At 70.7% G+C, this 20,353-nt stretch carries 14 protein-coding genes; 3 read left to right on the forward strand and 11 right to left on the reverse strand.

Annotation, left to right across the window (positions count from 1 at the left end):
- The 8 genes from QE410_RS08140 to QE410_RS08175 form a co-directional block, all read right to left on the reverse strand.
- On the reverse strand, nt 1–423 hold the full coding sequence (locus QE410_RS08140) for a DUF4233 domain-containing protein (RefSeq protein WP_307330311.1): 423 nt from the start codon (nt 421–423) through the stop codon (nt 1–3).
- Nucleotides 411–1,763 carry a folylpolyglutamate synthase/dihydrofolate synthase family protein gene (locus tag QE410_RS08145; protein WP_307330313.1) on the reverse strand — a complete coding sequence of 451 codons (1,353 nt, stop codon included), beginning with the start codon at nt 1,761–1,763 and terminating at the stop codon, nt 411–413. Before QE410_RS08145 ends, QE410_RS08140 begins: the two co-directional genes overlap by 13 nt.
- Nucleotides 1,760–5,191, reverse strand: coding sequence for an isoleucine--tRNA ligase (ileS, locus tag QE410_RS08150; RefSeq protein ID WP_307330316.1), 3,432 nt, complete (start codon nt 5,189–5,191; stop codon nt 1,760–1,762). The genes QE410_RS08145 and ileS overlap by 4 nt, the downstream gene beginning before the upstream one ends.
- 239 nt (nt 5,192–5,430) lie before the next feature.
- A complete protein-coding gene (locus tag QE410_RS08155; protein ID WP_307330319.1) occupies nt 5,431–7,143 on the reverse strand; it encodes an ABC transporter ATP-binding protein in 1,713 nt (570 codons plus the stop codon).
- A gap of 46 nt (nt 7,144–7,189) precedes the next feature.
- A complete protein-coding gene (locus QE410_RS08160) occupies nt 7,190–8,032 on the reverse strand; it encodes an ABC transporter permease (protein WP_307330321.1) in 843 nt (280 codons plus the stop codon).
- 73 nt (nt 8,033–8,105) lie between these two features.
- Entirely contained in the window at nt 8,106–9,083 is a 978-nt protein-coding gene (locus tag QE410_RS08165) for an ABC transporter permease (protein WP_307330323.1), read from the reverse strand.
- A gap of 14 nt (nt 9,084–9,097) precedes the next feature.
- Nucleotides 9,098–10,711, reverse strand: coding sequence for an ABC transporter substrate-binding protein (locus QE410_RS08170; protein WP_307330326.1), 1,614 nt, complete (start codon nt 10,709–10,711; stop codon nt 9,098–9,100).
- A gap of 455 nt (nt 10,712–11,166) precedes the next feature.
- Nucleotides 11,167–12,006: an endonuclease domain-containing protein gene (locus tag QE410_RS08175; protein WP_307330329.1), complete on the reverse strand. Its 840-nt coding sequence runs from the start codon at nt 12,004–12,006 to the stop codon at nt 11,167–11,169.
- 326 nt (nt 12,007–12,332) lie between these two features.
- On the opposite strand from QE410_RS08175, the gene valS reads away from it, so the two are divergent.
- The 3 genes from valS to QE410_RS08190 all read left to right on the forward strand — a co-directional run bounded on the left by valS (nt 12,333) and on the right by QE410_RS08190 (nt 17,374).
- Complete coding sequence (valS, locus tag QE410_RS08180) at nt 12,333–14,900, forward strand: valine--tRNA ligase (RefSeq protein ID WP_307330332.1); 2,568 nt, start codon at nt 12,333–12,335, stop codon at nt 14,898–14,900.
- Complete coding sequence (locus tag QE410_RS08185) at nt 14,900–15,148, forward strand: hypothetical protein (RefSeq protein WP_058231500.1); 249 nt, start codon at nt 14,900–14,902, stop codon at nt 15,146–15,148. Before valS ends, QE410_RS08185 begins: the two co-directional genes overlap by 1 nt.
- A gap of 174 nt (nt 15,149–15,322) precedes the next feature.
- Nucleotides 15,323–17,374 carry a M3 family metallopeptidase gene (locus tag QE410_RS08190; protein ID WP_307330335.1) on the forward strand — a complete coding sequence of 684 codons (2,052 nt, stop codon included), beginning with the start codon at nt 15,323–15,325 and terminating at the stop codon, nt 17,372–17,374.
- Nucleotides 17,375–17,415: 41 nt separating this feature from the next.
- On the opposite strand, the gene QE410_RS08195 is transcribed toward QE410_RS08190, so the two are convergent.
- From QE410_RS08195 to QE410_RS08205, 3 genes are all read right to left on the reverse strand, one after another.
- Nucleotides 17,416–17,931 (reverse strand): GNAT family N-acetyltransferase, encoded by a 516-nt coding sequence (locus tag QE410_RS08195; protein WP_307330338.1) that lies wholly within the window; start codon nt 17,929–17,931, stop codon nt 17,416–17,418.
- Between the two features lie 102 nt (nt 17,932–18,033).
- On the reverse strand, nt 18,034–19,302 hold the full coding sequence (gene clpX / locus QE410_RS08200) for an ATP-dependent Clp protease ATP-binding subunit ClpX (protein WP_307330340.1): 1,269 nt from the start codon (nt 19,300–19,302) through the stop codon (nt 18,034–18,036).
- A 373-nt stretch (nt 19,303–19,675) separates the two neighbouring features.
- Entirely contained in the window at nt 19,676–20,338 is a 663-nt protein-coding gene (locus QE410_RS08205; RefSeq protein WP_058231494.1) for an ATP-dependent Clp protease proteolytic subunit, read from the reverse strand.
- Nucleotides 20,339–20,353: the final 15 nt, after the last annotated feature.

Genomic DNA, 20,353 nt, shown 5'->3' on the forward strand with positions numbered 1-20,353 from the left:
TCATTCTCCGTTCGAGAGGTCGGGGTCAGCGGCGAACCGGGCGTTGCGTCGGTCGAGCGCCGCTCCCTTGATCGTCGCATACGCCCACATGCCGCCGAAAATGACGGCGACCACCGCCAGCGCCGGCACGAGGAAACCGCCGAGCAGGAGCAGGACCTGCAGGCCCCATCCGGCGAACAGCGCCCAGCGGTGCCGGAGCATGCCCGATACCGCGACCATCGCGACGGCCATCACGACACCGCCGACGATCCCCCACCACGGCTCGATGCCGAACGGCAGCGCCTTGAGGCCGTACACGACGAGCCCGCCGAGGAAGACGACGATCGACTCGAAGCCGAGCACGACGGCGCCGAGCGACTCCAACGCTCCGCGCTGACGACGGGGGCGTGGAACCCGGGGCTCGCGCGGACTCACGCCTGCCACCCGGCCTTCCAGTCCTCGAGCTCCGACAGGCGCAGCGCCTCCCCGGCGAGCACGACGCTTCCCGCGATCACCACGGCGCGGCGGTCGGACTCCGCGGCCCACGAGCGCGCGGCGTCCGCGGCGTCCTCAAGGGTGGGGTGCACGGTGACAGGCAGATCCGCGGCCTCGGCGACGTCGGCGATCGCGTCGGGATCGGTGGCGCGGTCGCTGTCGGGCGCGGTGGCGAACACGCGCGCCACGGCCGGAACGAGCGCCGACACGATGCCGGCGGCATCCTTGCCGTCGAGGATGCCGACCACGGCGCCCCACTCGTCGATGTCGAACGACTCGTCGAGCGCGGCGACCAGCGCGCGAGCGCCGTGCGGGTTGTGGGCGGCGTCGACGAGCACGGTCGGAGCGGTGCCGACGAGCTGCAGGCGCCCGGGCGAGGTGGCGGTGCCGAGGCCGTCGGCGACGACGTCGGCGGCGAGGGGCTGCGTGCCCCCGCCGATGAGCGATTCGACCGCGGCGACGGCGAGGGCGGCGTTGTGTCCCTGGTGGGCGCCGTACTGCGGCAGGTAGACCTCCGGGTAGCTTCCGGCCACACCGCGGACGGTGAGCTGCTGCCCGCCCACCGCGAGCGTCTGCGCCTCGAGACCGAACGCGGAGCCCTCGACGGCGAGCGTCGCGCCCTCCTTCTCGGCCCGGGCGCGGAGGACGCGCAGCGCCTCTGCGGGCTGCTCGGCCGAGACGACCGCGGCGCCCGGCTTGATGATCCCGGCCTTGACGGTGGCGATCTCGGCGACGGTCGAGCCCAGCCGGTCGACGTGGTCGATGTCGATGGGGGTGAACACGGCGACGTCGCCGTCGGCGGTGTTCGTCGAGTCCCACTCTCCGCCCATGCCGACCTCGAGCACGAGCACGTCGATCGGCGCGTCCGCGCACGCGACGAAGGCCAGCACCGTCAGCAGCTCGAAGAACGTCAGCGGAGCGTCCCCGGATGCCGCGAGCTCGGCATCCACCATGTCGACGAACGGCTGGATCTCGTCCCACGCGTCAGCGATCGCGGCATCCGACACGGGCTCGCCGTCGATGAGGATGCGCTCGGTGAACCGCTCAAGGTGCGGGCTGGTGAACAGGCCCGTCCGAAGCCCCATCGCGCGCAGCAAGCTCTCGATCATGCGGCTCGTCGAGGTCTTGCCGTTCGTGCCGGTCACGTGGATCACGCGGTACGTGCGCTGCGGGTCGGCGAGCAGTTCGAGCACGCGGCGCGTGCGCTCGACGCGCGGCTGCACCCACTGCTCGCCCTGACGCTCCAGCAGCGCGCCGTAGACGGCGTCGGCCCGGGTGCGGTCGCTCATGCGGTTCCTCCGATCCGGGCGACGGCCACCGTGACGGCGCCGGCGTTCGCGTAGGTCTTGGCGGCGATCTGCGTCTCGTACTCGGCGGGCAGGGCCGCGCCGCGCTTGATGAGTCGGCCCTGCGGACCGGCCAGCACGACCGCCTCCGCCAGGGTCTCGGATGCCACACCCGCGACCTCGAACGCCTGGGCGACGGCCTGCGCGTCGGCGTCGTCGACGAACGTCAGCGACAGGAAGATGCGGTCGCTCACGTCGAAGCCGGCGGCCTTGCGGGTGTCCTGGATGCCGCGGATCATGTCGCGCGCCAAGCCCTCGGCCTCGAGCTCGGGGGTGGTGACGGTGTCGAGCAGCACGAAACCTCCGCTCGACAGCACCGCGAGAGCTTCGCCTTCGGGGCGACCGGCGGTCTCGACGACGAGGTCGTACTCGGCGGGCTCCAGCGGGATGCCGCCGGCGACGACCCGACCGTCGACCTCGCTCCAATCGCCCTCGCGGGCGGCCTTGATGGCCTGCTGAACCTGCTTGCCGAGGCGCGGGCCCGCGGCGCGCGCGTTCACCGAGAGGCGGTGGGTGATGCCGTACTCCCCCGCCGTGCCTTCTTCGAGGGCGACCTGCTCGACGGCCTTGACATTCAGCTCTTCGCGCAGGATGTCGTCGAACTGCGCCAAGCCCGTGGCATCCGGGGTCACCACCGTCAGACGCGGCAGCGGCAGGCGCACGCGCTTGCCCTCCTTCTTGCGCAAGGCGTTGGCGACGCTGGAGACCTCACGGACCGTGTCCATCGCGGTGCGGATGTCTGCCGCCGCGGGGAAGACCGACGCGTCGGGCCAGTCCTCGAGGTGCACGCTGCGGCCGCCCGTGAGGCCCTGCCACACGCGCTCCGAGACGAGCGGGATGAGCGGGGCCGCGACGCGCGTCAGCGTCTCGAGCACCGTGTACAGCGTGTCGAAGGCCTCGCGGCTCGACGGATCGTCGGTCACGCCCACCCAGAAGCGGTCGCGCGAGCGGCGGATGTACCAGTTGGTCAGCACCTCGGCGAAGTCGCGCAGGCGCTCGGCCGCGGTCGTGGAGTCGAGGCCCTCGAGGTCGGCGGCGACATCGCGCACGAGGTCGCCGGTCAGCGCGAGGATGTACCGGTCGAGCACGTCGGTCGAGTCGGTGCGCCACTCGGCGGTGTACCCGCCGGGACCCGAAGCGTTGGCGTAGGTCGCGAAGAAGTACCACGCGTTCCACAGCGGCAGCAGGAACTCGCGCACGCCCGAGCGGATGCCCTCCTCGGTCACGACGAGGTTTCCACCCCGCAGCACGCTGGACGACATGAGGAACCACCGCATGGCATCCGACCCGTCGCGGTCGAAGACCTCGCGCACGTCGGGGTAGTTGCGCAGCGACTTCGACATCTTCTGCCCGTCGTTGCCGAGCACGATGCCGTGGCACGAGACGCCGGTGTACGCCGGGCGGTCGAACAGCGCGGTCGAGAGCACGTGCATCACGTAGAACCAGCCGCGGGTCTGCCCGATGTACTCGACGATGAAGTCGGCCGGGGCGTGCTCGTCGAACCACTCGTGGTTCTCGAACGGGTAGTGCACCTGCGCGAACGGCATCGAGCCCGAGTCGAACCACACGTCGAGCACGTCTTCGATGCGGCGCATCGTCGACTGACCCGTCGGATCGTCGGGGTTGGGGCGTGTGAGGTCGTCGATGTAGGGACGGTGCAGGTCGACCTCGCCGTCGGCGTTCACCGGCAGGCGGCCGAAGTCGGCCTCCATCTCGGCGAGCGAGCCGTAGACGTCGACGCGCGGGTGGTTCGGGTCGTCGCTCTTCCAGACCGGGATCGGCGAGCCCCAGTAGCGGTTGCGGCTGATAGACCAGTCGCGCGCGCCCTCGAGCCACTTGCCGAACTGGCCCTCCTTGACGTTCTCGGGCACCCAGGTGATTCGCTGGTTGTTCGCCAGCAAGTCGTCCTTGATGTCGGTCACGCGCACGAACCAGCTCGACACGGCCTTGTAGATGAGGGGGTTCCGGCAGCGCCAGCAGTGCGGGTACGAGTGCTCGTACGACGCCTCGCGCAGCAGCCGGCCCTCCTGCTTCAGCAGGCGGATGAGGGGGCGGTTGGCGTCCAGCCACAGCTCCCCCGCGACGTCGGTCACGGCCGAGAGGAACCGGCCGCCGTCGTCGAGCGAGATGATCGTCGGCAGGCCCGCAGCATCCGCGAGGCGCTTGTCGTCCTCACCGTAGGCGGGAGCCTGGTGCACGATGCCCGTGCCGTCCGAGACGGTGACGTAGTCGTCGACGAGGATCTTCCAGGCGTCCTGCGTGCCCCACACGGAGGCATCGGCGTAGTAGTCGAAGAGGCGGTCGTAAGAGACGCCCTCGAGCTCGGCGCCCGAGATGGTCGTCTGCACGGCCGCGCGGGCGGCATCCGCGCTCTCGTACCCGAGATCCTTGGCGTAGTTCGCCAGCAGATCTTCGGCGAGCAGGTAGCGGTGCGCGACGGCTTCGAACGCCTCGTCGGGCGTGCCGTCGGGGGTCGTGTGCACGTCGGCGGCGCCGTTCGGCCCGCCCTCGATGACGGCATAACGGATGCCGGGGCCCACCGCGAGAGCGAGGTTCGTCGGCAGGGTCCACGGCGTCGTCGTCCACGCGAGCGCCCGGACGCCGGTGAGGCCCAGCGCCTCGGCCTTCGCGCCGACGAGCGGGAAGGTGACGGTGACCGAGGGGTCCTGCCGCATCTTGTAGACGTCGTCGTCCATGCGCAGCTCGTGCGTCGACAGCGGCGTCTCGTCGCGCCAGCAGTACGGCAGCACGCGGTACCCCTCGTAGGCGAGGCCCTTGTCGTGCAGGGTCTTGAACGCCCAGAGGACGCTCTCCATGTACGTGGTGTCGAGCGTCTTGTACCCGCGCTCGAAGTCGACCCAGCGCGCCTGACGGGTGACGTAGTCCTGCCACTCGCGCGTGTACTCGAGCACCGACTCGCGGGCCTTGGCGTTGAAGGTCGCCACACCCATGGCCTCGATCTCGTCTTTCTCGGTGATCCCGAGCTGCTTCATGGCCTCGAGCTCGGCCGGCAGGCCGTGCGTGTCCCACCCGAAGACGCGGTCGACCTTCTTGCCGCGCATCGTCTGGAAGCGCGGGAAGACGTCCTTGGCGTACCCGGTCAGCAGGTGCCCGTAGTGCGGCAGGCCGTTGGCGAACGGCGGGCCGTCGTAGAACACCCACTCCTCGGCGCCCTCGCGGTTCGCGATCGAGGCGCGGAAGGTGTCGTCGGCCGCCCAGAACGCAAGAGTGTCGTTCTCGATCTGGGGGAAGCGAGGGCTGGGGACGACGGATGCCGTCGCGGCGGCGCCCTGCGCGGTCGCCGGGGCCGTGGCATCCGAGGAAGACGCGTCGGCGGCGGGGCCGAAGGATGAGGGGCGTGGGTAGGTCATGTCACTCCGCGGGTCGAGGTCTGCTCGCCGGGACGATCCATGCGGACCGCGGTACCACCCTGCATTGCGCCGGACCCTTCGACGAGCTCAGGGGCCGATGCCGCTCTCACTGCGGCTGTGACGGGCCTGCCCCGCGCGGTTCTAGTGATTCGGTCCTCGAGCGTGTCGAAGGACCGGACGTTCTTCCGCGAGCTCCCCGGTGATGGCCGGATCGGTGCTGATCACTCCAGTCTACGCGGTCAGGGCGACGCGCCGGGGCCGAGGCCGGCGGCGTCCAGCAGCTCACGGGTGAACGGATGCCGCGGCGCGGTGAACACGGTCGCAAGCGGGCCCGCGTCGACGACCCGCCCGTCCTTCATCACCAGCACGTCGTCGGCGATCGCGGCCACCACGTCGAGGTCGTGCGTGACGAAGACCATCGCGAGGTCGCGCTCGGCCTGCAGCGCCCTCAGCCGGTCGAGGATCCGCGCGCGCACCGTCGCATCCAGCGCCGACACCGGCTCGTCGAGCACGAGCAGGTCGGGCGAGACGGCGAGGGCGCGGGCGATGGCGACGCGCTGGCGCTGACCGCCGGACAGTTGGGCGGGTCGCCGCCCGGCGAAGGCGGCTGTGAGCCCCACCTCGTCGAGCAGCGCCAAGACGGTGCGCCGCCGGTCGGAGCGTGCCACCCCCGCCGCGGCCACGGCCTCGGTGAGCGTGCGGCCGACGCTCCATCGCGGGTCGAGCGCGCCCCACGGATTCTGCTGCACGAGCTGCACACGCCGCCGGTCCGCCCCGCGGGCGATCGACACGCCCCACGGACGTCCGTCGAAGACGAGCTGCCCCGCGTCAGCCGCGGTCACCCCCACCACCATGCGCGCGAGCGTCGTCTTGCCCGACCCCGACTCCCCGACGACGGCGAGCGTGCGACCGCGACGCACCTCGAACGACACGTCGTCGACGGCGACCCGATCGCCGAACCGCTTGCTCACCCGCGTGGCCGTGAACAGAGCCGCATCGGTGCGCGGGGCCCGAGCGAGCGGTTCATGCGACACGGCCGTGACGAGTTCGCGGGTCACCGGATGCCCGGGGGATGCCAGCACCTCGGCCGTGACGCCCGTCTCGACCACACGCCCGTCATGCATGACCACGATGCGATCGGCCACCCGCGCGACGGCGCCGAGGTCGTGACTGATGAAGACCACGGCCACCCCGTCGTCGGCGATGCGGCGCACGAGGTCGAGCACTCGCGCCTGCACCGTGGCATCCAGGGCCGTCGTCGGTTCATCGGCCACGAGAACCGACGGCGTCGCGGCGAGTGCCGAGGCGATGAGCGCGCGCTGGCGCAGTCCCCCGGAGAGCTCGTGCGGGTACTGCCGGGCGCGCAGGTCGGGCTCGGGAAGCGAGACGCGTTCGAGGTTTCCGCGCACGCGTGCGGCGAGGGCTGCGCCGCGGACGGAGGGGTCGTGGATGCGGATGGGCTCGGCCACCTCGGCGCCGATGCGGCGCAGCGGGTCGAGCGAGACGAGCGCGTCCTGCGAGACCAGGGCGATGCGGCGGCCGCGCAGAGCACGCCACTGCCTCTCGGTGGCCGCGCGGACGTCGACCCCGTCGACCGAGAGGGCGTCGACGGCGCTCGTGAGGCCGTCGGGCACGATGCCGAGCAGAGCCCGCGCGCTGAGCGACTTGCCGGCGCCGGACTCCCCCACGATCGCGACGCACTCCCCCGGCGCGACGTCGAGGTCGAGGCCGTCGACGATGGCACCTGAAGGGCCGGCGATGCGCAGGCCGCGGAGGTGGAGACCGGACGCGGGCGGTGCTTCGCGGCGGGCGGCAGCGGCTCCCCCGGCGCGCGGCGGGGTGGCATCCGCGGCCCCCGCCGTCGGCGGAGCGTCTGTCGCATCGGCATCCCTTTCGTTCACGCGCCGTGCGGCGTCGTCTGCGCCGGGCACCCCGGCATCCCGCCCGCTCATGCCCCGCGCTCCTCGGTCCGCGCGCGCAAGGTCCGTCCGACCACGCTCATGCCCCACGCTCCTCGGTCCGCGCGCGCAAGGTCCGCCCGACCACGCTCACGCTGACCACCGTCGCGGTGATCGCCAGCCCCGGGAACACGGCGACCCAGGGCGCCTGCAGCAGCAGGTTGCGCCCGGCCGACAACATGAGCCCCCACTCGGGCGTGGGCTCGGTGGGGCCGAGGCCGAGGAAGCTGAGACCGGCGGCGGCCAGGATGCTGGTGCCCACCCCGATCGTCGCGAGCACGCTCACGGCCCCGAGAACGCCGGGCAGCACATGCCGTACGTGCACGAGCACCGCGGGCACGCCGCTGATGCGCGCGGCCTCGACGTACTCGGCGGCGGCGAGCGTGCGGGTCTGCGCCCGCGCCAGGCGGATGTACACGGGCACGGCGGCGATCGTCACCGCGAGGGCGACATTCGTCGGCCCCGGTCCGAGCACCGCCACCACGAGTAGCGCGACGAGGAACTCGGGGAACGCCAGAAGCACGTCGACGATGCGCATCGCGACGGTGTCGACGAGACGGTGGGCGACCGCGGTGAGCGAGCCGGTGACGACCCCGATGGCGAGAGCGAGTCCGGTGGCCAGCAGGCCGATCCCGACCGAGCGTCCGGCGCCGAAGACGACGCGCGAGTACACATCGCGTCCGCTCTGGTCGGTGCCGAACCAGTGCGCCGCGCTCGGCGGCTGCAGCGCCGCGCGCACGTCGGTGAGGAGCGGATCGTGCGTCGCCACCAGCCCCGGAGCGACAGCGGCGAGGGCGATGATCGCGAGCACCGCGCCGGCGACCGAGAGAGCGACCGTGCGACCGCGTCGGCGCGTCCGGCCGCGGCTAGGAGCGACGCTCACGAGGCCACCGCCGACCGCACCGCGACGTCGTCGACGTCGCCGCCCCGCGTTGCCGCACCCGCCCCGACGACGCTCACGCCGGCGCCCCCGCGCGCACGCGCAGCGCCGCCGGCGCGCTGCGCGGTCGCGGATCGATGAGCGGCACGACCAGGTCGACCAGCGTGTTGACGAGCACGAAGACGAGCGCGCTCAACATGATCACGCCCGTGATGACCGGCAGATCGCGGTCGGTGATCGCCGTGAGCGTCACGCGCCCGATCCCGGGTCGCGCGAAGACCGTCTCCACCAGCACCGCACCGCCCAGCAACGACCCCACCAGGTACGCCGCCAGGGTCACTCCCCCCACGCTCGCGTGGCGCAGCGAGTGGTGCAGGCTCTCGCGAAGCGGTCCCGCCCCGCGGGCGCGCACCGTCAGCAGGAACGGCTCGCGCTCCGCCGCCTCGACCCCGTCGCGCAGCACCTGCGACAGCAGCGCCGCGACCGGCAGGGCGAGGGTCACCGCCGGCAGCACGATCGCGGCGGCATCCCGTGCCCCCGACACCGGGAACCACCCGAGTTGGAACGAGAACACGCTCAGCAGCACCAGGCCCGTCCAGAACACCGGCGACGACAGCACGACGAGTTCGACCCCGGATGCCACGGCCCGCCCGGTGCGCCCCCGCACGAGCAGGGCGGATGCCAGTGCCAGCACCACCGCGATCACCAGCGCGAGGGCCGAGAGCTGCAGCGTCGGTCCGAGTTGACGGCCGATGACCTCGGCCACCGGGAGCCGGAGCTGGTACGACTCCCCCAGGTCGCCGCGCACGAGCCGTCCGAGGAACGCGCCGTACTGCTCGACCACGGGTCGGTCGAGCCCGAGGTCGGCCCGCATCCCGTCCTTGACCGCGTCGCTCACCTGGGCCTGCGGCCCGAGCATCACCTCGACCGGATCGCCCGGGATGATCCGGAACGCCACGAACGCCAGCGTCGCCGCCCCCCACAGCACCAGGACGACGGATGCCACGATTCCGCCGAGGCGACTCAGCAGAGCGCGAGGGCGGGGTCGTGGCATCCGAGGGTCCGAGCTCAGCCGACCGAGGCGGTGGCGAACAGCGGGCGACCGTACAGGTCGAACGTGAGGCCGGTGACATCGGGGCGCACGGCGCTGATGAGCGAGGGGCTGTACAGCGGCACGATGGCGGCGTGCTGGGCGTTCCACTGCTGCACCTGGGCGTACACGGCGTTGCGCGCGGCCTGGTCGGTCGTCGACGCGCCCTCTTCGAGCAGCGCGTCGAGGGCCGGGTCGCTCACCTGCGAGGCGTTCTGGAAACCGTCGGTCTCGAGGTGGCTGCGCAGCAGATCGGCGTCCACGCCCGAGAAGCCCCAGTCGGTGACGTCGAACGTCTTGGGACCGTACTGCTCGTTGTACGCACCGGGCTCGAGCACCTCGCGCTGCAGGTCGAAGCCGACCGCCTTCAGGTCGCTCTGCACGGCGTTGGCGAGGGCGGCGCGGTCGTCGGGCACCGGGGTCCAGGCGATCCAGCGAGCCGTGAGGCGCTGGCCGTCCTTGGTGCGGACGCCGTCGGCATCCCGTCCCGTCCAGCCGGCCTCGTCGAGCAGGGCGTTGGCGGCGGCCTGGTCGACGGGCCACGAGTTCTCGAGACTCGCGTCGTAGCCGGGGGTGGTGGAACCGAGGATGCTCCACGCGCGGGGGTACTGGCCGAAGAAGATCTCCTGCACCGCGGTGTCGACGTCGATCGCGCGGGTGAACGCCTGGCGCACCTTCTCGTCGGCGAAGACGCCGTACTTCTCGTTGAGGAAGAGCGAGTAGGGCAGGCCCGGGTACTCGAGCGACTCGACCGTGGCGTCGGCGGGCACCTGGCTGACGAGGTTCGGCGGGAGGTTCGTCACGACGTCGGCCTGGCCGCTCGACAGCGCGCCCACGCGCACCGACGCCTCGGGCAGGATGTCGACGCGCAGCGTCTGGAAGCTCGGCTTCCCGGCGCCGTCGGGGCCCCAGGTGTAGTCGTCGTTGCGGGTGTACACGATGTCCTGGTCGGGCGTGTACTCGGTCAGCTCGAACGGGCCGGTACCCACCGTGACGCCGGGTCCGCCCGCGGCGAGCTGATCGGCCTTCGTCTCGAGCACGGCGGGTGAGTAGAAGCCGAGCAGCGCCGTGCTGGCCGCCTGCAGGAACGGTGCGTACGGCTGCGTGAAACGCACGCGCACGGTGTGGTCGTCGACCACGTCGGTGCCGGCATAGAGCTCGCCGCCGAGCACGGATGCCGCCTGCGCCGACGCCGTCTCCGGGTCGGCGATGCGGTCGAAGTTCGCCTTCACGGCCGCCGCGTCGAACGGCATGTCGTCGTGGAAGGTGACGTCGTCACGCAGCGTGAACAGGTAGCTCGCGCCGCCGTCCTCGACCTCCCACGAACTCGCGAGCCACGGCGAGAACGAGCCGTCGGCCTCCTGGAAGACGAGCGAGTCGAGCACGGCGCGCTGCACCATCGCGGTGACGTCGAGCTGACTGGTCTGGGGGTCCATCTTGCCGGCCGAGAGGTTCGCGCCCTCGATCGCCCAGACGATCTCGCCGTCGCCCGCGGCTTCGGGGTCGGAGCCGGCGCACGCCGACAGCGACAGGGCGGCGACCGCGGCGACCGCCACCGTGGAGAGCACGCGGCGGGAAAGCTGTGAAGGCATGACGAAACCTCGAAGTGTTCGGTGGGGAAGCCTCAGCCTACCCGCGTTCCTGGACCGCGTGCGGAAAGTCGGGATCCCCGCGCGCCCACGAGCGCCGCCCCACCCGTGCACAACCTCCGCGATGTGCACAGACTCCGTCGGCATCCCGCGCGTCCCGCCGACTTTGTGCACATCTTTCACCTTGCGCACAGCGCGGGCTGTGCGCGCGCCGTCCCACCCGTGCACAACCTCCGCGATGTGCACAAACTCCGTCGGCATCCGCACCCTGCCGCTGACTTTATGCACATCTCTCACCTTGCGCACAGCGCGGGCTGTGCGCGCGCCGTCCCACCCGTGCACAACCTCCGCGATGTGCACAAACTCCGTCGGCATCCCGCGCCTCCCGCTGACTTTGTGCACACCACCGACCTTGCGCACGTCGCCGGACGCCGAAACCCCCGGCGCACCCGTGCGATTCACGCGCGATGAAGACCTTGCGCCACCGCCTGCATGATCTGCTCCTGCACCTCGGGCCATCGATGCACCACCAGCTCGTAACTCACGCGGATGACGCGGAAACCGAGCAGCATGAGCGCTGCATCGTGCCGGATGTCCTCCGACCGCTGTCGGCCGACATGGTGACCGCCGTCGGTCTGCACCACGAGTCGTTCCCCGATAAGAAAGTCCACGCGGTGACCCTCGATCCATATCTGCGTCCGAATCGGCAGGCGGAGCCAGCCCAGGCGCGTCACGAAGTAGGTCTCCAGTCCCGAGTCCGCCCAGGGCGTCACCTCCTGCGCGAGGCGCCGCGCGACGCCGACCCAGGGAAGTCGCTCCAGCCTGGGCCGGTCGACGAGTCGTTTGTTGAGCGCCGACTCCCACACCGCGCGGGCTTGTTCGTAGGGGCGGCACGCGGCGACGGTCATCAGCACGTTCTCTATGCCGTCTTCGAGAAGATCAGGATGCCGAGGAACGATCGCGCGCTGCCAATGCACGACCGCTGTCGTCGCGGCGATCTTCCCCCGCCCGGGATGGGCGACGTGCGGCTGGGGTGGACGCTCGTGCACCCAGAGTCCGAGTCGTTCCGCGGCCGTGACGCAGGACAGAACGGTTCCGGTCCTCGCCGCCGCGACCAGGTACTCGTCGGCGCCGGGGCTCGCGATCCAGTCGCGCCGCACTCGTGCCACGAGACCGCGTGAAACGGCCTCCGAGACCTGGCGACGCCCGTGGCCTTCCCGTACGAGTCGCGTGGGTCGGGCCACGCCGCCCAGCTCGGCGACGCGGTCGGCGACGGCGCGTACGCGATCGATCTGCATGACCACATGCTCCGCGACCGCCGCGCGCGCGAGGACGCATCCCGTCGCTTTCGGGGACAAGGTCGGCCTGTGGAGGACGGGTGAGGTCGTGGGCGCACCCGCGCACAACCTCCGCGATGTGCACAAACTCCGTCGGCATCCTGCCCCTCCGGCTGACTTCGTGCACATCACCGACCTTGCGCACACCCGGGACGCGCCGACAACGACACGCGCGCCCCGCACAACCCCCGTGCCCCGGACGCGACGAGCCCGGCCCGATACGATGGATGCCATACCCATCAGGCACGCTCACACAGTGCCGCCCATATCGCTCGAGGAGTATCCCCATGGCCACCATTCCCGATAAGCCCGCCCTGGAAGGCCTCGAGCAGAAGTGGGATGCCGCGTGGAACGAGCGCGGCACGTACGTGTTCGACCGTATCCGCGCCGCCGAGGCCGGTCGTCAGGGCGTCTACTCGGTCGACACGCCGCCGCCGACGGCATCCGGAAGCCTCCACATCGGCCACGTGTTCTCGTTCACGCACACCGACGTGAAGGTGCGCTTCGAGCGCATGCGCGGCAAGACGGTGTTCTACCCGATGGGCTGGGACGACAACGGCCTGCCCACCGAGCGCCGCGTGCAGAACTACTACGGCGTGCGCTGCGACCCCTCGCTCCCCTACGAGGCCGACTTCACCCCGCCGTTCGCGGGCGGCGACAACAAGAGCGGCAAGGCCGCCGACCAGGTGCCCATCAGCCGCCGCAACTTCATCGAGCTGTGCGAGCAGCTCACCGTCGAAGACGAGAAGCAGTTCGAAGACCTGTTCCGCGAGCTGGGCCTCAGCGTCGACTGGACGCAGACCTACCGCACGATCTCGGACGACTCGATCCGCACGAGCCAGCTGGCGTTCCTGCGCAACATCGAGCGCGGCGAGGCGTACCAGGCGCTCGCGCCGACCCTGTGGGACGTGGACTTCCGCTCGGCGATCGCCCAGGCGGAGCTCGAGGACCGCGACCAGCCCGCCGCCTACCACCGCGTGGGCTTCGTCAAGACCGACGGATCCGGCGACGTGTTCATCGAGACGACGCGCCCCGAGCTGCTCGCCGCGTGCGTCGCGCTCGTGGCCAACCCCGACGACGAGCGCTACCAACCCCTCTTCGGCACAACGGTGCGCACCCCGCTCTTCGACGTCGAGGTACCGGTGCTCGCCCACCCGCTCGCGCAGAAGGACAAGGGATCGGGCATCGCCATGATCTGCACCTTCGGCGACGTGACCGACATCATCTGGTGGCGCGAGCTCGACCTTCCCAACCGCACGATCATCGGCAAAGACGGTCGGATCGTCGCCGAGGCTCCCGACGTGATCGTGACGGATGCCGCGAAGGCGGCGTACGACGAGCTCGCGGGCAAGACCGTGTTCAGCGCCAAGAAGCGCATCGTCGAGCTGCTGCAGGAGTCCGGGGCCATGGAGGGCGCTCCCAAGCCCTTCACTCACCCGGTGAAGTTCTTCGAGAAGGGCGACCGGCCGCTCGAGATCGTGTCGACGCGCCAGTGGTACATCCGCAACGGCGCGCGCGACGCCGAGCTGCGCGAGCGTCTGATCTCTCTCGGGCGCGGAATGTCGTGGCATCCGGACTTCATGCGCGTGCGCTTCGAGAACTGGACCAACGGCCTCACCGGCGACTGGCTCGTGTCGCGCCAGCGCTTCTTCGGCGTGCCGATCCCGGTCTGGTACGCGCTGGATGAGAACGGCGAACGCGACTACGACCGCGTGCTCACGCCCGACCTCGCATCGCTCCCCGTCGACCCGACCACCGACGTGCCCCCGGGCTACACCGAGGAGCAGCGCGGTGTCGCGGGCGGCTTCGACGCCGAGCGCGACATCCTCGACACGTGGGCGACCTCGTCGCTCACCCCGCAGCTGGCCGGCGGCTGGCAGCGCGACGAGGAGCTGTGGAACCTCGTGTCGCCGTTCGACCTGCGTCCGCAGGGGCAGGACATCATCCGCACCTGGCTCTTCTCGACCATGCTGCGAAGCGCCCTCGAAGACGACCGGAGCCCGTGGTCGGATGCCGCGATCTCGGGCTTCATCGTCGACCCCGACCGCAAGAAGATGTCGAAGTCCAAGGGCAACGTGGTCACGCCCGCCGACATCCTGAAGCAGCACGGCTCGGATGCCGTGCGCTACTGGTCGGCCTCGAGCCGCCTGGGCACGGATGCGGCCTTCGACCCGCAGAACCCGACGCAGGTGAAGATCGGCCGGCGCCTGGCGATCAAGCTGCTCAACGCGGCGAAATTCGTGCTGTCGTTCCCCGTGCCCGAGGGCGCCGAGGTCACGCACGCGCTCGACGCGTCGATGCTCGCGACCCTGGATGCCGTCGTGCGCGACGCCACCGCGGCCTTCGAGGCCTACGACCATGCCCGCGCGCTGGAGATCACCGAGTCGTTCTTCTGGACGTTCTGCGACGACTACCTCGAGCTGGTCAAGGAGCGCGCCTACGACCAGACCGATGTCGGTCAGGCCTCGGCGGCTCTCGCCCTGCGCACGGCGCTGTCGACGCTCGTGCGCCTGTTCGCGCCCGTGCTGTCTTTCGCCGCGGAAGAGGTGTGGTCGTGGTTCGAGGAGGGCTCCGTGCACACCGCCGCGTGGCCCGAGCCGAGCGGCATCGAGGGCGACCCGGCCGTGCTCACCGCCGTGAGTGCCGCGCTGATCGGCATCCGTCGGGCCAAGACCGAGGCCAAGGCCTCGCAGAAGACGCCCGTGACCTCGCTCACCGTGGCAGGACCGAACGTCGAGGCTCTCCGCCTCGCCGAGGGCGACCTGCGCGCCGTGGGGCGCATCGAGACGATCTCGTTCGCCGAGGCCGACACCACCACCATCACCGACATCGTGTTCGCACCCCAGGAGGCCTGATGCAACTCGGAACCCGTTGGACCGCCCGCGAGCAGCCGCCGAAGGCCGTTCCCGAGGCGCTGCACGCCCAGATCGCCGCGGTCGAGGCCGCGCTCACGCCCGACGGGCTGAGCGCCCCCGCTCCGCGATGGACGCTGACCTTCCTCGAGGGGCGCCCCGTCGCCGAACTCGACACCGGAGTCATCGTGACCCAGGATGCCGCGGGAGAGGTCGTCGTGCGCTACGACGACGACGCCGAATTCGCCTGAGCCGCGCTCACCACGGAGCCCGCTGCGCCCTTCGGGGCGTCAGCGGGCTTCGTCACGTCCGGCTCCCGCACCGCGATCCGCCGCCCCGGCCGAAAGCCCTCCCCCGGCCGAAAGCCCTCCCTCCGCCGAGATTCCTCCCCCCGTAACCGTCGCCCCTGCTCGTAGGCTGGAACGATGACGGATGCCGTGACCAATCCCCTCCTCGCGCCGCCCTCGCTCCCCTTCGATCTGCCGCCCTACGGCCGCATCCGCGCGGAGCACTACCTGCCGGCGTTCCGCGAGGGGTTCGCCGCTCAGCGCGCCGAGGTCGACGCGATCACGGCGCAGACGAAGCCCGCGACGTTCGAGAACACCCTCGTCGCGCTCGAACGCAGCGGAGAACTGCTGGGGCGCGTGTCGCGCACGTTCTACACGGTGACGGGTGCCGACGGCACTGCCGAAATTCAGGCGATCGAGGAGCAGCTCGCGCCCCTCATGTCGGCGCACCGCGACGCCATCCAGCTCGACGCCGCACTGTTCGCCCGGATCGCCGCCGTGCACGCCCAGCTCGCCGACCTCGAATTGGATGCCGAGAGCCGGTACCTCGTCGAGAGGTACCACCGCGAGATGTCACTGGCCGGTGCGGGGCTCGACGACGAGCAGAAGCAGCGCCTGACCGACCTCAACCAACGTCTGTCGGTGTTGACCAACACGTTCGAGAAGAACCTCCTCGCCGATACGAACGATCTCGCCGTGGTCTTCGACACCGCCGCGGAGCTCGATGGTCTGAGCGACGGCGAACTCTCGGCCGCCGCACAAGCCGCCACGACGCGGGGTCTCGACGGCCGATACGTCGTCACTTTGACCCTGTACACCGGCCACCCGTATCTCGCGTCGCTGACGAATCGCGAGAGCCGCCGCCGCCTGCTCGAGGCGTCGCGGTCGCGCGCCGCGCGGGGCAACGCGCACGACAACCGCGCGGTGCTGCGCGACATCGTGCGTCTCCGCGCTGAGCGTGCCGCCCTGCTCGGCTATCCCTCGCACGCCGCGGCGGTCCTCGCCGACCAGACCGCGGGGTCCCCGGATGCCGTGCACGACCTCCTCCGCCGGCTCGCCGCTCCCGCCGCCGCCAACGCCCGCAGCGAAGAGGCCACGCTGCAGCGGATCGCCGATGCCGATGGCATCCGGATCGACGCGCACGACTGGGCGTTCTACACCGAGAAGGTCCGCGCCGAGCGCTACGAGCTCGACCGCGCGGCGCTGCGACCGTGGTTCGAGGCGGAGCGCGTGCTGCGTGACGGTGTTTTCTTCGCCGCCGAGCAGCTGTACGGCGTGACCATCGCGGAGCGCCACGACCTGCAGGGCTACCACCCCGATGTTCGCGTGTTCGAGGTGCGCAACGCCGACGGCGGCGAGCTCGGACTGTTCCTGCTCGACCTGTACACCCGCGACACCAAGCGCGGCGGCGCGTGGATGAACTCGATCGTCACGCAATCGGCCCTCCGCGGCACCGCGCCGGTCGTGGCGAACAACCTCAACGTGAACAAGCCCGCGCCGGGCACCCCGACCCTTCTGACGCTCGACGAGGTCACGACCCTCTTCCACGAGTTCGGCCACGCGCTGCACGGCCTGTTCGCCACCGTGACGTACCCGCACTTCGCCGGCACGGCGGTCCATCGCGACTTCGTCGAGTTCCCCAGCCAGGTGAACGAGATGTGGATCCTCTGGCCTGAGATCCTCACCCACTACGCGCGGCACATCGACACCGGCGAGCCGCTTCCGGCCGACGTCGTCGAGCGGCTGCACGCCTCGGAGGCGTTCGATCAGGGTTTCGCGACGAGCGAGTACTTGGCGGCATCCTGGATCGACCAGGCATGGCACCGACTCTCCGTCGAGGAGGCGTCCGCAGACATCGACGTCGCCGCATTCGAAGCCGCGGCTCTCGCCGATATCGGCCTCGACAACCCGGCCGTTCCCACCCGTTACGCGTCGACCTACTTCGCGCACGTGTTCTCGGGCGGGTACAGCGCCGGGTACTACTCGTACATCTGGAGCGAGGTGCTCGACGCCGACACGGTCGAGTGGTTCCGCGAGAACGGTGGCCTCACCCGCGCGAACGGTGACCGGTTCCGTCAGCGGCTGCTCGGCGTCGGCGGTTCGGGCGACCCGCTCGCGGCGTACCGCGATTTCCGGGGACGGGATGCCGAGATCGAGCCGCTGCTCAAGCGACGCGGGCTGACCGGCTGAGGTCGGCCGCGGGCTCCGGGGCCTGAGGCGCGCTCGGCGGGTCAGCTCCCGACGGTGCGCTTGAAGCCGATGTGCGAGTCGGCGAAGCCCAGTCGTGTGTAGAAGCGATGGGCGTCGACCCTCGCCGCGTCGGACGTCAGCTGCACCAGCGACGTTCCGGTGGCGGGGGCCGCGACGTGCACCACCCACTGCATGACGGCGCTGCCGATGCCTCCGGAGCGCCGACTCGATGCCACGCGCACGGCTTCGACCAGCAGGCGCGTGGCGCCCCTTCGAGCCATGCCCGGGATGACGGTGAGCTGCAGCGTGCCCACGAGCGCCCCGGTCGCGTCGTCGACGACGAGGAGGTCGTTCAGCGGAGCGTCGAGCACGCTGCGCAGGGCGGCCTCGTAGGTCGCCGCGTCCGCGGTGTCGGCCCGGTCTCCGCGCGCGGCGCTGATGGGGTCGTCGGCGAGAAGCGCCATGAGAGCGGGCAGGTCAGTCGGCGTCGCCCGCCGCACGGTGAGGGCGCCGGCGCGTGCGGTCAGGGTGGCGGGCAGGGCGAGATCGGCGAGCACGCTCCCATTCTGCCGTGCACGATCGGGCAGGGTCGGACCGCGCAACGGACGCGATCGCCGGCGCCGTCGAGAGGGCGACGCACGGTGTGCCGGCGTCGCCGCTCAGGCGCTCCGACGCTTCTGCGCGAGCACGATGGTCGGCTGGGCACCGTCTTCGACCGCCGCCCGGGTGATGACGACCTTCGCGATGTCGTCGGACGAGGGCACGTCGAACATGATGGGACCGAGCACGTCTTCGAGGATCGCGCGAAGGCCGCGCGCGCCGGTCTTGCGGGCCACGGCGAGGTCGGCGATGGCACGCAGCGCGTCGTCGTCGAACTCCAGTTGCACGCCGTCGAGCTCGAACATGCGCTGGTACTGCTTGACGAGCGCGTTGCGCGGCGCCGTGAGGATCTCCATCAGCGCGTCTTGGTCGAGGGGCGAGACGGATGCCACGACGGGCAGGCGGCCGATGAACTCGGGGATCAGACCGAACTTGTGCAGGTCTTCGGGAAGCGCCTCGCTGAAGAGGTCGGGCGCGTCCTCTTTGCGGTGCAGCGGTGCCCCGAAGCCGACGCCGTGCTTGCCGACGCGGGCCGAGATGATCTCTTCGAGCCCGGCGAAGGCGCCGGCCACGATGAACAGCACGTTCGTCGTGTCGATCTGGATGAACTCCTGGTGCGGGTGCTTACGACCGCCCTGCGGGGGCACCGAGGCGACCGTGCCCTCGAGGATCTTAAGCAGCGCCTGCTGCACGCCCTCGCCCGACACGTCGCGCGTGATGGAGGGGTTCTCGGCCTTACGGGCGATCTTGTCGACCTCGTCGATGTAGATGATGCCGGTCTCGGCGCGCTTGACGTCGAAGTCGGCGGCCTGCAGAAGCTTGAGGAGGATGTTCTCGACGTCTTCGCCGACGTAGCCGGCCTCGGTGAGCGCCGTGGCATCCGCCACCGCGAACGGCACATTGAGGCGCTTCGCGAGCGTCTGCGCGAGATACGTCTTGCCGCACCCGGTCGGACCGAGGAGCAGGATGTTGCTCTTGGCGATGTCGATCTCTTCGGCCCGCGCCTCGGCCGGCTGCAGGGTGCCGTGGGCGCGCACGCGCTTGTAGTGGTTGTAGACCGCGACGGCGAGGGCGCGCTTGGCGGGCTCCTGGCCGACGACGTACTCCTCGAGGAACGAGAAGATCTCGCGAGGCTTGGGGAGGTCGAACTCGGCGACGTCGCCGGCCGACGACTCGGCCATGCGCTCTTCGATGATCTCGTTGCAGAGTTCGACGCACTCGTCGCAGATGTACACGCCGGGTCCGGCGATCAGCTGCTGCACCTGCTTCTGGCTCTTGCCGCAGAAGGAGCACTTGAACAGGTCGGCGCTCTCACCGATGCGTGCCATGCCGGTTCCTCCCGTCACCCGGCCTCCGCCGGTGTGTTACCCGAGCCTAACCCGAGCCCACGACATCCGAGGGCATTTGCGCGCGCCGCGGCGACATGATCGCCGACGGCGGACACGAAGCGCCGCCAGGTGCCTCGGTGCGGTCGGGCTTCGGCGCGGTCGGGCTTCGGCGCGGTCGCGGCCGCGCCGGGCCGCGGCCCGCCCCTCTATACCCGCGAGACGGCATCTCGACGACGCGCCGATTGCACGCTGCAGCCGATTCGTCGGTGGGATGCCGTCTCGCGATCGGCACCGCGAGCGAGCGAGCCACCCGTGCACGACGAAGCCCCGCAGACCGAAACGGGTCTGCGGGGCTGGTCGGGGCGCGAGAGCGTCAGGCGGTGAGGGCCGCCGGAACGCGCTTGCGGGTCGTGAGCACCTGGTCGACGATGCCGTACTCCATCGCCTCGGCGGCGGAGAGGATCTTGTCGCGGTCGATGTCTTTGTTGATCTTCGCGACGTCCTGTCCGGTGTGGCGGGCCATCGTCTCTTCGAGCCAGGTGCGCATGCGGAGGATCTCCTGCGCCTGGATCTCGATGTCGGATGCCTGGCCGTGACCGGCCTCGCCCATGGCGGGCTGGTGGATCAGGATGCGGGCGTTCGGCAGGGCGAGACGCTTTCCGGGTGCGCCGGCGGCGAGCAGCACGGATGCCGCGGAGGCGGCCTGTCCGAGCACGACCGTCTGAATCTGCGGCGAGACGTACTGCATCGTGTCGTAGATCGCCGTCATGGCCGTGAACGAGCCACCGGGCGAGTTGATGTACATGATGATGTCGCGGTCGGGGTCCTGCGACTCGAGAACGAGCAGCTGGGCCATGACGTCGTCGGCCGAGGCGTCGTCGACCTGCACGCCGAGGAAGATCACGCGGTCTTCGAACAGCTTGTTGTACGGGTCCTGGCGCTTGTAGCCGTAGGCCGTGCGCTCCTCGAACTGGGGCAGGACGTAACGGCTGCTCGGCATGTGGGCTGCGGCGCCGCCGAAGGTGGGGATGTTCATGTCGGTGTCCTATTC

The sequence above is a fragment of the Microbacterium sp. SORGH_AS_1204 genome (assembly GCF_030818935.1).
In the GTDB taxonomy this organism is placed as follows: Bacteria; Actinomycetota; Actinomycetes; order Actinomycetales; family Microbacteriaceae; genus Microbacterium.